General features: G+C 50.2%; 12 protein-coding genes and 2 pseudogenes. 8 read left to right on the top strand and 6 right to left on the bottom strand.

Going from position 1 to position 14,115, the window contains the following annotated elements:
- Position 1 precedes the first annotated feature (1 nt).
- Entirely contained in the window at positions 2-790 is a 789-nt protein-coding gene (locus ABDK09_16750; protein XAW88693.1) for an ATP-binding cassette domain-containing protein, read from the top strand.
- Between the two features lie 90 nt (positions 791-880).
- On the opposite strand, the gene ABDK09_16755 is transcribed toward ABDK09_16750, so the two are convergent.
- Entirely contained in the window at positions 881-1,270 is a 390-nt protein-coding gene (locus ABDK09_16755; protein ID XAW88694.1) for a DUF2750 domain-containing protein, read from the bottom strand.
- A gap of 302 nt (positions 1,271-1,572) precedes the next feature.
- Here ABDK09_16755 and ABDK09_16760 point away from each other — a divergent pair, with 302 nt between their 5' ends.
- The gene (locus ABDK09_16760) at positions 1,573-2,772 is read left to right on the top strand and encodes a putative manganese transporter (protein ID XAW88695.1); all 1,200 of its coding nucleotides are present in this window, start codon (positions 1,573-1,575) and stop codon (positions 2,770-2,772) included.
- Positions 2,773-2,792: 20 nt separating this feature from the next.
- On the opposite strand, the gene ABDK09_16765 is transcribed toward ABDK09_16760, so the two are convergent.
- Entirely contained in the window at positions 2,793-4,532 is a 1,740-nt protein-coding gene (locus ABDK09_16765) for an alpha-galactosidase (protein ID XAW88696.1), read from the bottom strand.
- A gap of 333 nt (positions 4,533-4,865) precedes the next feature.
- Here ABDK09_16765 and ABDK09_16770 point away from each other — a divergent pair, with 333 nt between their 5' ends.
- Complete coding sequence (locus ABDK09_16770; protein XAW88697.1) at positions 4,866-5,552, top strand: transporter substrate-binding domain-containing protein; 687 nt, start codon at positions 4,866-4,868, stop codon at positions 5,550-5,552.
- Between the two features lie 106 nt (positions 5,553-5,658).
- Entirely contained in the window at positions 5,659-6,459 is an 801-nt protein-coding gene (locus ABDK09_16775) for an ABC transporter permease (GenBank protein ID XAW88698.1), read from the top strand.
- 312 nt (positions 6,460-6,771) lie between these two features.
- Here the strand turns inward: ABDK09_16775 and focA are convergent.
- Positions 6,772-7,615, bottom strand: a pseudogene (gene focA / locus ABDK09_16780) (formate transporter FocA).
- A 402-nt stretch (positions 7,616-8,017) separates the two neighbouring features.
- Here focA and ABDK09_16785 point away from each other — a divergent pair.
- Positions 8,018-8,251 (top strand): TIGR02647 family protein, encoded by a 234-nt coding sequence (locus ABDK09_16785; GenBank protein XAW88699.1) that lies wholly within the window; start codon positions 8,018-8,020, stop codon positions 8,249-8,251.
- A gap of 129 nt (positions 8,252-8,380) precedes the next feature.
- On the opposite strand, the gene ABDK09_16790 is transcribed toward ABDK09_16785, so the two are convergent.
- Positions 8,381-8,800 (bottom strand): PACE efflux transporter, encoded by a 420-nt coding sequence (locus ABDK09_16790; protein XAW90767.1) that lies wholly within the window; start codon positions 8,798-8,800, stop codon positions 8,381-8,383.
- A 105-nt stretch (positions 8,801-8,905) separates the two neighbouring features.
- On the opposite strand from ABDK09_16790, the gene ABDK09_16795 reads away from it, so the two are divergent.
- The 3 genes from ABDK09_16795 to ABDK09_16805 are packed head-to-tail and all read left to right on the top strand — an operon-like array spanning position 8,906 to position 11,248.
- Complete coding sequence (locus ABDK09_16795) at positions 8,906-9,796, top strand: LysR family transcriptional regulator (protein XAW88700.1); 891 nt, start codon at positions 8,906-8,908, stop codon at positions 9,794-9,796.
- Entirely contained in the window at positions 9,793-10,623 is an 831-nt protein-coding gene (locus tag ABDK09_16800; protein XAW88701.1) for an NAD(P)H-binding protein, read from the top strand. The genes ABDK09_16795 and ABDK09_16800 overlap by 4 nt, the downstream gene beginning before the upstream one ends.
- On the top strand, positions 10,616-11,248 hold the full coding sequence (locus ABDK09_16805; protein XAW90768.1) for a YdcF family protein: 633 nt from the start codon (positions 10,616-10,618) through the stop codon (positions 11,246-11,248). The genes ABDK09_16800 and ABDK09_16805 overlap by 8 nt, the downstream gene beginning before the upstream one ends.
- Before the next feature lie 105 nt (positions 11,249-11,353).
- Here ABDK09_16805 and ABDK09_16810 read toward each other — a convergent pair whose 3' ends face one another.
- Complete coding sequence (locus ABDK09_16810) at positions 11,354-11,932, bottom strand: thymidine kinase (protein ID XAW88702.1); 579 nt, start codon at positions 11,930-11,932, stop codon at positions 11,354-11,356.
- A 178-nt stretch (positions 11,933-12,110) separates the two neighbouring features.
- Positions 12,111-13,887, bottom strand: a pseudogene (aspS, locus tag ABDK09_16815) (aspartate--tRNA ligase).
- Between the last annotated feature and the right edge of the window lie 228 nt (positions 13,888-14,115).

Raw genomic sequence — 14,115 nt, forward strand, 5'->3', positions numbered from 1 at the left:
CATGAGCGATGCCTTACTGCAGGTCAGTAACTTATCGAAAGACTTTGTAACACGCTCAGGCTTGTTCAGAAAAAAAGTCCAGAACGCGGTGAAACCGGTCAGCTTCTCGCTGGAAGCGGGACAAACCATAGGTTTTATCGGCCAGAATGGGTCAGGTAAATCGACTCTGGCGCGCATGCTGGCCGGCATGGTCGAGCCAAGCGGCGGAGAAATCCGGGTCAACGGCGAGCTGCTCGAACACAAAGATTACGCCACGCGCTGCAAGCTCATCCGGATGATTTTTCAAGATCCGAACACCTCGTTAAATCCTCGAATTCAGATCGGCAGAATTCTGGAAGGCCCGCTGAAACGTAACACCAGCATGGAGCCGGAAGCGCGCATGAAACGGGTGAAAGACACCCTGTTAAGGGTCGGTCTGCTGCCGGAGCACGCGTACTTTTATCCGCAAATGCTGGCAACAGGTCAGAAGCAGCGGGTTTGTCTGGCACGGGCGCTGATCCTGCAACCCTCAATCATCATTGCCGATGAAGCGTTAAATGGTCTCGATATGGCAATGCGTTCACAGATCCTCAACCTGTTTCTCGAACTGCAGGAAGAGATGGGCGTTTCGTTTATTTATGTTTCACAGCATCTTGGCGTGATAAAGCACATCACCGACAAAGTAATGGTGATGCATGAAGGGGAAGTGGTCGAGTTTGGGGATACCAGTACAGTACTAGCCGAGCCTCAGCACCCGATTACCCAGCGCATGGTGGAAAGTCACTTTAACAAGGCGCCAAGCTTTAAATAATTAAGCCATGGATGAATAGAGAAAAACCTAAGTACTCAAAATAATAAAGGCCTGTATAACAGGCCTTTCATCTGACGTGCTGAGTAACGCTTAGCGACGCGCGTTTTGTTTGTTGAGTTCGAAATCAAACTCATCCGGGAACAATACCACGCCTTCTTCGTTGTCGTTCGGAAACACTACAACAGACAGGTCATCCTGCTCCAGCCCCTGAGTCCAGCGACTGCGCCATTTGTTAAACGAAATCGCTTCCGCTTCACAATCGGCCCACTCACCCGTTGCCCACGCTTCGGCAAACTCACGGTTAGGCCACACCGGCACACAATCGTCCTCTTCGGTATTGAGCATCACACAACCGTGTTCGTCTTTCAGAATCCACACTTGCTGGTTTGCTACGATCTCTTTAATACAGTAGTTAAAACGCTGCTCCTGATCGTATTGATTAATGGTCGCGATTTGTTCCGCACTCAGTGTTGTCGCCATGTCGGCCTCCCAATAAAAGGGCTTACAGAATCAGGCTGTAACCCTTAAAAGCTTTGCTTAGGCAGGCATGATACCCGATTGCAGTGCTGACGCCAATTCAGCATGCAAACCAACCTCTCCAGCACTGAGCGCCTGTCTTTTTCCAGGCAGCTACAAGCAAGCGGCACACGCGCAAGCAGACGGCCGGAGACGAGAGTCGCAGTTATAAAAATTATCGTTCTCAATAAATCATAATAATTCACTTGATAATCATTCTCATTATCGTATAGTGATAATTATTCGCATTCTCAACGGTGGTAACTATGTTTTCGATTCGATGGCCATCGGCGCTGACAGATTCGTTACGTTCCGGTGCTGCCCCGCTCGGCTACAAACGACTGCTGCTGCCCATCGCCCTGACCATGTTAGTGCTCAGCCCGAATACACGTGAGCTGGCAGTAACCACTTTGTCTGACTCCTTCTGGGCAGTTTCAACGTATGTGGCTCTCACGCTGGCCATTTATCATTATTTATCACGCTGGATTAACAGCACCCATCGTTTTGTGGTGGCTTTTCAGCGCTCGCGTCACCTGCAAGTCATCATCGCCTCTTTACTCGGCGCACTGCCGGGCTGTGGCGGCGCTATTGTGGTCACCACTCAGTTTGTTAACGGCAAACTCGGGTTCGGCTCTCTGGTTGCGGTACTGACAGCGACCATGGGCGATGCGGCCTTTCTGTTGCTGGCCAGCCGTCCGTTAACCGGACTGGGCGTGATTGCGATTGGTATTGTGACCGGCTGTATCACAGGCCTGGTGGTAAACGCGTTGCACGGCGATGATTTTATGCGCCCGAAAAACGCCGGAGCAATGATCCAGCCACCAGAAGACACCAACACACCACTGAATCAACGTGCAATTAACTTACAGGGCATATTCTGGCAATGGGTAATCATTCCTGCCTCGCTGGTCGCTTTTGCCCAATCGTTCCAGATTGATATTAATACCAGTCTGGGATTACCTGCGCACAGTATCGAATGGCTTGGTGCCTGCCTGGCTGTGACCGCGATGGTGTTGTGGGCACTGACCCGTGAAATAGACAGTTATCAGTCTGCGGTAAGTGAAATTGAGAAAGTACGCCAGGCTCATCCACTGCAAAAGGCCGCGCAAGACACCAACTTCGTCAGTGCCTGGGTGATCATCGCTTTTCTGATCTTCGAATTAATGCGCCATTTCACCGGCTGGGAGATGAGTAATGACTGGCAGCAGTGGGGAGTCTGGATGCCGGCAGTCGGTATTATTGTCGGTATGCTGCCCGGTTGCGGCCCGCAAATTTTGATCACCAGCTTTTATCTGGCGGGTAGCGTGCCGCTTTCCACCCAGTTGGCGAACGCGATTTCAAACGATGGTGACGCGCTGTTCCCTGCCATCGCACTGGCGCCTAAAGCGGCTCTGTTTGCCACGATTTATACATCAATCCCGGCTATTGTCGTGGGTTACGGCTACTTTTGGCTGTTTGAAATCTAGCGGCAGCGCTGCCGCTATTTCTAGCAAGCGGTGACTATCGCCCTACTGCCTAGTCCTGCCGGCAGCGTGATCGTCAGGACTTTACTCGCTTCCTCGTGCAGACGTTCCCCACTCCAGAAATCGTACCAACGGACCGGGTTGTTCGCCACCAGGGTAAAATCACGTGCTTCAGCACCATAATTGAACAGACAGTGCAGATCATTAACCTCGGTAAGATGTAAAAATGCGTGGTTGAGGCTCAGACAACTCATTGCAGCACTGCGCTGACACATCCTCTGGCGTGCGATGAGTTTTTCCAGACTATGGCGCGCGAAGTCCCCGGCTTCAGGTAAACGGTCACCGGACAGCAATAATCCGCCACTCGCCAACACAACATCTCGATGGAACTGGTAAGCCGCTGTTGGCACCTCTTGCCCGGGTAACGAGGTCAGCGTCAGGCAATCCGGGTCAATTTGCCACAGCGCGCGATGTTGCCAACTGCGGTAAAAAATTTGCCGCGCTAACTGACTGAAACGGTCAATATTCCGATCCACATCATCAGCGATACGCATCGCATCCACCAGCCCCAGCGACGGCCACATCGGGGCATTACATCCCAGTAACCAGGCATCACCCGCGCCCTGAGCTATCGCCCTCAATCCGAGCCGATAAGCTTCTACCCCCGTAATTCCCGGACGGAAACGCTTGCCCTTCAGTGCTCCCCAGTAACCGGCATCCAGTTTAAACAACCCGATCCCCCACTCTTCACGCATCGTACGCACGACACGGGTCAGGTATTGTCGAACATAAGGATTGGAACAGTCGAGAATATACCAGGGCGTGCGCCGCCATCCGCCATAGGTCACATCTTCGGCTTTGAGCAGCGTGCCGTCGTAATGACGGACGAACCATTCCGGATGAGAGCGAAACAGACAGGAGTCAGCTTCGGCAATAAACGGCGCCAGCCAGATCCCGACCCGCTTCCCACGCCGGCGCAGCTTTTTACTTAATGCGCGGATCCCGCCAGGGTAACGCGTGGAAGGAGAAAGCCAGTCCCCCATATATTTCTGATAGCCGTCATCAATAACCACCCACTCCAGGCTTTCTAACCCGGCGGTCATCATGTCTGCATTAGCGAGAATGCGTGGCTCGCTGGCATCAGTGGCGTAAGCAGGCCATGAGCACCAGCCTTGTGGTGCGTTGGCGTCACAATGTGGCCGGCAACCATGGTGAAGACGCAGATAACGCACATAATCATTAAATAATCCGGACAGTGATTCCGCTTCCAGCATCACCACGGATTCCAGTGCGTTGAAAGCCCAATAGCGCGGCGGGCTCATTTCGCCATCCAGACAGGCGGTCACACAGTAGTGACCGTTCAACATACTTAATTCGAAATAACCGGCAAAACGGCGACAGGATGAAAAGCCAAACAGCAGATAACCGTTGGCACTTTCAATCACCAGATAATTGTAAAAGCGCTTTGGTAACTGCTCGGCATAGAAATGATAGAGTGGCCCGTTATCAGGGCAGCGGCCGACCTCTTCGAAATCATTTATGGTTCCTGCGGTCTGCGACAACATCTGGAAGCCATCGCCATAAATCCGGGCATCCGGTTCGATATCCAGCAGGGTCCGGCACAGCGGAAAAACCTCTGCCATAGGCCGCGTTAACGGCCCCTGGTAAGAAAAACTCAGTTCATTGTAATAACGCGACACTTCGGTATCCCGAGGTTGCAGAATCTCGACTTCGCGCAAATTATCGAGCGTTAGCAGAGTCATGGCATCCTCGCTCACTCAGCCTCAATATTTATTAATTATACCCTTCCTACTTGAAGCGGCAGCGGTGTTAGCTGCAACTCCAAGTTGTTTGGGCATATAAAGTTGTTTGGGTATATAACGTTATTATGTTGATCGTGACCTAACCACAATCACGCAATTTAACGCAAGTGCCTGTGTGTCGTGCTTCACCAACAAAATTTGGTGCTATACGACACAACAAATCCACTTCATACACTACACTTCACCCAGTGTTCGATTCACAAGGAAAGTCAGTGCTCCATCACTACTCATTTGCTCTTCTCAGTTTAGCAGCGTTTTGTTTTGCGGCGCGTGGTGACAACATTATTCACGCAGTTTCAGGATGAATGGCCCCCTTACGTTATTGATAATCCGGACATGCCCGGACTGGCAGTCGAGTTGGTCAGCCGCGCGTTTGCCACACAGGGTTACACTCTGCAACTTAAGATAAAGCCCTGGAGCCGGGTATTAAAAGAAGCGCAGTACGGACGTGATCAAATTGTACTCGCCGCCTGGTATTCCGAGCAGCGTACCCATAACCTTGTTTTTTCAAAGCCCTACCTGTTTAGCGATATTCGGCTGTTTGCCCGCCGTGGTGACCCGGCGCACTACACCAGCCTGAACGACTTTAGCGGCAAACGAATAGGCCTGGTGCAGGATTATGCCTATGACCCAAGCCTGATGACGCACCCGGAGTTAACCCTGCTGCCGGCTGAGACGCTGCTCATCAACCTGCGTAAATTACTAAACGGGCGGATTGACTTACTGGCCGGTGACCGACGAGTGGCTTTATGGACCATGCACGCCAACCAGATCAAGCCCGACAGCCTGATCCCGCTCGAACCTGAACTGTCGCGAACACCAATTCATATCATGGTCGGGAAGAAAAACCCCAAGGCCGGGTTGTATCTGGATGTCTTTGAAAAAGGCATGGACGCAATTCGTGCCAACGGAGAATATAGGGCCATCATGACTAAATACGAATCGTATCCGAACCCCTGACGGCCAGGGAGCGAGTCTGATCCGCCCGCCTGAAAAATGCTGTTCTAAAGCGCTCTGAGTTACTGCTGATATTCGCTATAATAAAGAAAAAAATTAAGGAGTTAACATGAGCAGTGTCCTGGATATCAGTTGGTGGCAACTTGGGCTATTCAGTTGCCTGCTGGTGATCCCGCTAGCCGTCAACCATTATCATCAGTTGCAGATTGGGAAAGAAATAATTATCTCTATCGCCCGGATGGCGATACAGCTTTTACTGGTGGGTATCTATCTGGAATATCTGTTTTCGCTGAATAGCTTATGGGTCAACTTATTATGGCTGTTGATCATGATAAGTGTCGGTGCCAGCTCCATCGTCTCTAAAGCCAAACTACCGGTTAAAATCTTAATTGGACCGGTTATGACAGGATTAGTCGCCGGCTTATTTCCGCTGATTTTTGTGTTATGTCTGGCCATCATCCAGCCCAGCCCGTGGTTTAGTGCCCAATATATGATTCCGTTATCAGGGATGTTACTGGGTAACAGTCTGAGTGGTAATATTGTCGCATTACAGAACTTGTTCACGGCTTACAAAGAGCGGCGCAGCGAATACGAAGCCGCCCTGTCGCTGGGTGCATCACCATTTTATGCCTCACGCAGTTTTGTGCAGAATGCACTGCGCAAAGCCAGTGCTCCTTTGTTGGCATCCATGGCCGCAACGGGTCTGGTTACCCTGCCGGGCATGATGACAGGTCAAATTTTAGGCGGCGCGTCACCGCTCATTGCCATCAAGTATCAACTGCTGATCATGATCGCTATTTTCGTGATGATGAATATCTCGTTAACTTTATCGGTTCACCTATCCCTGCGCGCCGCTTTAAGTAAAGAAGGCAAGGTTAAAGTCCGTTTTACCGACGAAAATGTGCATTAAATGCTCAATTCGCACCAGGTTATTTCCAAACGACTCGAAGCCAAAAGTGTGCACGCATCGCACGAAGTTTGTGCACTTTTTGCACCACAAATCATCGATTTAAGGTTACTCACTCACTTTAAAACAACTTATCCACAGAAAATGTGGATAACCATGATAAACAGTCTCTCCCCGTTCAGGGTGATGGGGTTTCTCAATGCCCATAAAAAGATGTTTTTCAATTCCCATAAAAAGATCGCTTTCAGCGCCCATAAAAAAACGCCACTTCGTGGCGTTTTTTGTTGCAATCAAGTTGAGCTGGCGTCAACTGCATCAGTCTTTCAGGTAAACCATCCAGTACCAGATACCAACAAACACGCCACCACCAACGATGTTACCCAGCGTCACTGGTAACAAGTTGCTGTAGAAGAAGTTACTTAGCGTCAGGTCAGCGTAATGGGCAATATCCGCACCTGTCATCTGCCAGAACGTATCTGGAGCAAAGTTCTTGATCGCAATCGCCATCGGAACCTGGAACATATTTGCGATGCAGTGTTCAAAACCAGACGCAACAAACATCGCCACAGGTAATACCATCACCATGACTTTGTCGGTCAGAGAAACGGGCACTGAACGTCATCCAAACCGCCAGACAAACCAGAATGTTACACATCAGACCCAGGGAAAATGCCTGGAAGAAACTGTGGTGCAACTTGTGCTGGGAAATCGCTAATGCGTTTAGGCCCAAATTACCGCCGTTGTCCATAAACTGCTTGGTGGCAAACATGATTCCGACCAGAAGAATCGAACCGAGCATGTTACCAAAGTAAACCACCACCCAGTTTTTAACTAATTGCAGCCAGGTGATTTTTCCGCTCGCTTTGGCAACCAGAGTCAGGACTGAACTGGTAAACAGTTCACCACCGGTAATCACAACCAGGATAAGACCCAGGCTGAATGCCAGGCCACCCAGCAGTTTAGTCACGCCATAAGGCATATCTTGCGCGCCTGTGGTTACTACGGTGTAAAACACGAAAGCGATACCAATGTGAATACCAGCAGAGATAGCAAGAAGGAAAGATTTAGAGGCAGGTTTAGTCGCTTTATTTACGCCAACATCAGCGGCGCGTTCTGCCATTTGAGGAGGCAGTAATGAGTCGAATTGATTAAGGTCCATAATACGGTTACATTTTGATACAACACAGAGAGGTGGCGGATAATCGCTCTATTTCCATATTTATTCAAGTGCAATTTATTAAGTAATAGATAAATTCTATGATACGAGACGTTATAACTGGGAATATAGTGTTAAACCATAACTAGTATTAGTTATTATCATGAATATATATTTATTATACTGATGTTAATCAATTAAAATGATAATTTACCGTATACTGCCCTGCCGGTTAGCTTTATAAATCCTATGACGATTCTTAGGCGCTTTTATTCCCTCCGGAACTAATAACTGCACAAAAAAGTAACAGAACTGTCCGACCTAACAAATCTGTCAGAGCAAGATTGCATCCACAGCAATGCCCGCCTATGGTGAAACTTATTCAACCTGCAAGAAGGACTTAAGATGAAGTTTTCTCAACAGCATATCGACGAACTGAACGTTCTGCTTCAGTTTGATATCGGCAGTGCGGCGACCGGGATTAAAGTTCACCAAGATGCGTCCGATTCACTGATCAGTGCCGTGCAGCGACTGCATGACAAAGGCTTATGTACTTTACCTGATGGTGGCTATCTGACTAACGAAGGCATTGAGATGGCCGAGCAGGCGGATCGCCTACTGCGCGTTCTGAGCGAATAATCCAGACATAGCAAAAGAGCGTCCTTCGACGCTCTTTTTTGTTGAGGGAGTCAAGCCAGGGCATCAGGTCGCTCTGTGCGCTGCCCCATTCGTTATTCCGTCCCACATCTTTTCAGCCGCATAAATCCGTTATACGGTCACAAACCAGCGCTGGTAAGGCTGGTACCTGTCATACAGCCAGTTAAATACGATGGTATAGACAAAGAAAAACAGTAAGAAACCCGCTTCAACCATCAGCGCCTCCAGCAGAGAAATGTTCAATACCCAGGCCAGAACAGGCACGGTGACAAACACCAGGCTACCTTCAAAGCCCAACGCATGCACGACTCTCAGGCGTAAAGTCCGCAGACTGCGATCATCTTGCATGATGCGATCAAACATCAGGTTATATAAGAAGTTCCATACCACGGTAAACAGGCTCAGTCCCAGGCCAACCAAGGCCAGATGTGTCGCTTGCTGGCCGGAAAACAGCGCGCCGACCGGCACCAGGCACATTAATGCCAGCAGTTCGAAACTGACGGCATGGAATACTCGCTCCCAAGCGGACATCACAGGTTTTTTCATCGTAGATCTTCATTTTAACGTTGAACACACGGCGATTATCATCTAATAGTTAGATACTAAATAATTAGATACCATCACTAATAACGATACATGTACAGCATTGAACAACTGGCCGCATTTATAGCGACCGCCGAACAAGGGTCGTTTTCTGCCGCCGCTCGTAAACTGGGTAAAGTACAGTCAGCCATCAGTCAACATATTATTAATCTGGAAATCGACTGCGATATGCGCTTATTTGAGCGCAGTGGCCGCTATCCGGTGTTAACGGCTGCCGGACATAAACTCTTGCCCTACGCCAAAGCGGCTCTACAGCAACATCAACGTTTTCAGTCTCTGGCAGAGAGTCTGCATGCACCACAAAACCAGCATCTGACGCTGGCGATGGATGAGGGTATTCTGCTGTCGGGTCTTACCCCGCTTATCACCCGGCTGGAACAGGAATTTCCCCGCCTTGAACTGGAATGTTTGAGTGCATCAAGTAAAGATATCATCGAGATGGTTGAAACCGGGCGCGCAAGCTGTGGGCTGATATTCAGTGAGCAAATCCTGCCACAAAGTCTGGATTTCGAATCGATCGGCTCAATTAAGTTTGATGTCTACGTCGCGGCGCAACATACCCTGGCACAATCGGTGGCACCACATGTCGATACCCTGCGTCTGCACCGCCAACTGGTAATAGGTTCCAGAAACCACTCATCCAGCAGCTTTCATCAACCGCACAGCCCGGATGTATGGTACGCTGATAATTATTATTTATTGTTGGATATGGCGCTGCACGGATGTGGCTGGTGTCTGTTACCTGCTCATCTTGCCAGTCCCCATGTTGATAACGGTGAACTGGTCCGTGTCCCGGTCGCTTTTGAGCAACTGGCCTGGTACACCAATGTGGACGTGATTCAACATCACCACACCTCGTCCGACACACTTCATCAACGCACTCGTCAACTTTTGCGACAACTGTTTAAAGGATCTGCCTCATGAAGCACATTGCTATTATCGGAGCCGGCTGGTTAGGTTTACCACTGGCGAAACATTTACAGACACTTGGCTACCAGGTCAGCGCAAGCCGTACCAGCCAGGCCGGTATCGAGCAACTAGCAACACAGCGTATTGAGGGCTTTGTCTGCGACCTGAACAATCCCCTTCATCTGGCTGACACATTAGCGTCATTAGGCTGCGATACGGTAGTCGGTAGTTTTCCGCCCGGTTTTCGCCGTGGTCAGGGCGACGAATATGCCCAACAATGGCAAGATTTAGTATCAGCGGCACAACGCGCGCAGTGTAAAAAAATCATCATGATCAGCTCGACGACTGTCTATCCGAACCGGGCTGAAGCCATGACTGAGCAACAAGCATCTTTGGCTCTGGCTCAATCTGATGCCGATTTCTCAGCCAATGCAAAAGTGATGTTGCAAGCGGAACAGAGCGTTTTAGACTCTGGGCTGGATTACGCCGTTGTGCGCTGCAGTGGCCTGATTGGCCCGGATCGCCACCCGTCCCGCTTTGCGGCCAGACTGAAACAGGTCAGTACGCTGGCACCGGCCAACATGCTGCATCTTGATGATGCCATTGGCGCAGCGACATTTGCCGTCGAGCATCTGCAGCATGATGTGGTCAATGCCACCACGCCGAACACGGTCAGCAAAGCGGAATTCTATCAGGCGGCACTGGATGCGGTTGCATCAACCGACCCGCTGCCGGCGGTGGTGGATGTCGCCGACAAACTCATTGTGGCTGATAAACTGGTTTCCGCCGGTTATCAGTTCCATTATTCGAATACACTGGAGGCTTTAAATGCCGATGGATAAACACCTTTATCAACATCTGGAAACACTGTGGCAATACATGCAACTGGGTCATGAGCTGACGCCAGCCGATGTCATTTTTGTCCCGGGCAGCAATGATACTCGTGTCGCGGAATATGCGGCGTCGCTGTATCACAAAGGGCTCGCCCCGCTGATTGTTTTTTCCGGTGGTCACGGGCGTTTTACCGATGGTATCTTTGAGCACAGTGAAGCGGTTACTTTTGCCACCGTCGCCAAAGATTGCGGCGTGCCCGAAGAAGCCCTGTTACTTGAGCCACGCTCGAGCAATAGCGGCGAAAATGTGCGCTTTACTTATGAAATATTGCAAGCGAGAGGGATTGAAGCCAAGCGTATTCTGCTGGTACAAAAACCGTATATGGAGCGCCGTGCCTATGCCACTTTCGTCAAACAGTGGCCGGGAGAAATAGAATCGCTGCAAGTGACGTCAACCGGCTGTGGTATTTTCGATTACCTGACCGAAGATCTGACCCTGGATTTCGTCATGGAAGCCGTGATTGGTGACTTTGAGCGTATTCAGCACTACCCGCAGAAAGGCTTTCAGATTGAGCAGGTGATCCCGGCCGATGTGGAGCAGGCCTATCTCGCCCTCAAACCTTTGGCAGCGTAATAGTCACGGCGTGACTATTAGCGATAATGGTTAATATTACCGGTAAGTAACCGATGAAAAAAGGATGGGCTAGCCCATCCTTTTTCGTTCGCAACGCACGTTTAATCAGCGACCTAACGCTTCTTTATAGTGCTGACGACACACTGATACATATTTATCGTTGCCGCCGATCGCAACCTGATCACCCTCTGAGATGGCGTTGCCATGTTCATCAGTACGAATCACCATGTTGGCCTTACGGCCACAATGACAGATGGTTTTCAGCTCTATCAGTTTATCCGCCCAGGACAACAGATATTTGCTGCCCTCGAACAACTCTCCCAGGAAATCGGTACGCAGACCGTAGCACAATACCGGGATATCCAGTTTATCTACCACTTCGGTCAGCTGATACACCTGCTCTTTTGTCAGAAACTGACACTCATCAACCAGTACACAGTGACGCTTTTCATTCTGGTGTAGCTGCTTGATGGCATCGAACAGATTGGTTTCTGCGGTAAACAGGTGCGCATCGGCTTCGAGACCAATGCGTGAACTGACTTTACCGACCCCAAAACGGTCATCGATGGCCGCGGTGAAAATCACCGGTGTCATGCCACGTTCCTGATAGTTAAACGAAGATTGAAGCAGTGTGGTTGACTTACCCGCGTTCATTGCCGAGTAATAAAAATACATCTGAGCCAAGAGAGCTGATTCCTGTGCAAAAATTGGCTGTGTAAAGCCAGAAACAGGTGCCCTGCACACGCCCGCCCCTTAACTCGGGGACGGGACAAGCAAAGCACTACACAAACGTGCCCTGGTAAACATACCAAGGCACCGGACAAAAAAAAGGGCGGCTGAGCCACCCTGATTTATTTAACGCTTATTCCGCTTTTTCTTTCGCTGCCGTGACGGCGATCGCCAGCTCTTCAAGAGCCGCCGGGTTCGCTGCACTTGGTGCGTCAGTCAGCAGACACGCCGCTGCGGTAGTTTTCGGGAATGCAATCACGTCACGGATGTTCTCCGTACCACACAGCAGCATCACCAGACGGTCCAGACCAAATGCCAGACCTGCATGTGGTGGCGTACCGAATTTCAGTGCGTCCAGCAGGAAGCCGAATTTCAGTTGTTGCTCTGCCGCATCGATACCCAGCAGGTCGAATACTGCAGCCTGCATCTTCGCATCGTGAATACGTACTGAACCACCGCCGACTTCGTAGCCGTTTAGTACCATATCGTACGCGTTAGACAGTGCATTTTCCGGATTCGCTTTCAGCTCTTCCGCAGTCATGTTAAGCGGAGAAGTGAATGGGTGGTGCATCGCAGAAACATGACCTTCATCGTCAGCTTCGAACATCGGGAAGTCTACAACCCACAGCGGAGCCCACGCTGACTCGTTAGTCAGACCCAGATCTTTACCGACTTTCAGACGCAGTGCGCCGATCGCTTCAGAAACGACGTTGGCTTTATCCGCACCAAACAGGATGATGTCACCAGTTTGCGCACCAGTGCGCTCGATGATAGAGCTGATGATTTCTTCGTTCAGGAATTTAGCAACCGGAGACTGGATACCTTCCATACCTGCAGCCAGATCGTTCACTTTCAGCCATGCCAGACCTTTCGCGCCGTAGATGCCAACGAATGAAGTGTACTCGTCGATCTGCTTGCGGCTCAGTGCAGCACCACCTGGTACACGCAGCGCAGCAACGCGGCCTTTCGCGTCGTTAGCCGGACCAGAGAACACTTTGAACTCAACATCTTTCAGCAGGTCAGCAACGTCCACCATTTCCATCGGGTTACGCAGATCTGGTTTGTCGCTGCCGAAACGGCGCATCGCTTCGCTGTAAGGCATCACCGGGAACTCGCCCAGGTCAACGTTCAGCAGCTCAAGCCACATGTCACGAACCATTTTTTCAGTCACTGCACGAACTTCATCTGACGTCATGAATGACGTTTCGATATCGATCTGGGTGAATTCTGGCTGACGGTCAGCACGCAGGTCTTCGTCACGGAAACATTTTACGATTTGGTAGTAACGGTCAAAGCCTGACATCATCAGCAGCTGTTTGAACAGCTGTGGTGATTGTGGCAGCGCGTAGAAACTACCTTTGTGAACACGGCTCGGTACCAGGTAGTCGCGAGCGCCTTCCGGGGTTGCTTTGGTCAGAACCGGAGTTTCGATATCCAGGAAACCGTTGCTGTCGAGGAAACGACGTACAAAGCTTGACGCTTTAGCACGCAGTTTAATGCGGTCACTCATTTCAGGGCGACGCAGATCCAGATAGCGATATTTCAGACGTTGCTCTTCTGAGTTCTTCTGGTTGAAGTCCAGTGGCAGGACATCGGAACGGTTAATGATCGACAGACCAGTCGCCAGAACTTCCACTTCACCTGTCGCCATGTCTTTGTTCGCCTGGCTTTCAGGACGTGCACGCACTTCACCGGTCAGTTTGATACAGAATTCATTACGAAGCTGGTTTGCCACTTCAAAAACGTCTGCCATATCGGGATCAACAACCACCTGAACGACGCCTTCACGATCTCGCATATCAATGAAGATCAGTCCGCCTAAATCGCGGCGACGGTTTACCCAGCCGCACAGTTTCTACAGTTTGTCCTGCAAGGGACTTGTTCAGGTGACCACAATAATGGCTACGCATAGTGAAATTCCCAATCTCTAATTAGTCATCAAATTCTAAGCCGCGTCGGAAACAGTCTCCGGCGCGGCGCAAAGTTCCATTTATACGCTGAAAGGCAGCTAAAATCGACCTTACAGAATACAATTTGTTGTGATTTATCCAGTGTCGCGCTTTTTTAGTACAATAATGCGTCAAATCCACATATCGCCGTGGCGCAACACGAAAAATTGGCGCCGATTATAACCCTAA

Source organism: Vibrio sp. CDRSL-10 TSBA, from assembly GCA_039696685.1.
GTDB lineage: Bacteria > Pseudomonadota > Gammaproteobacteria > Enterobacterales > Vibrionaceae > Vibrio.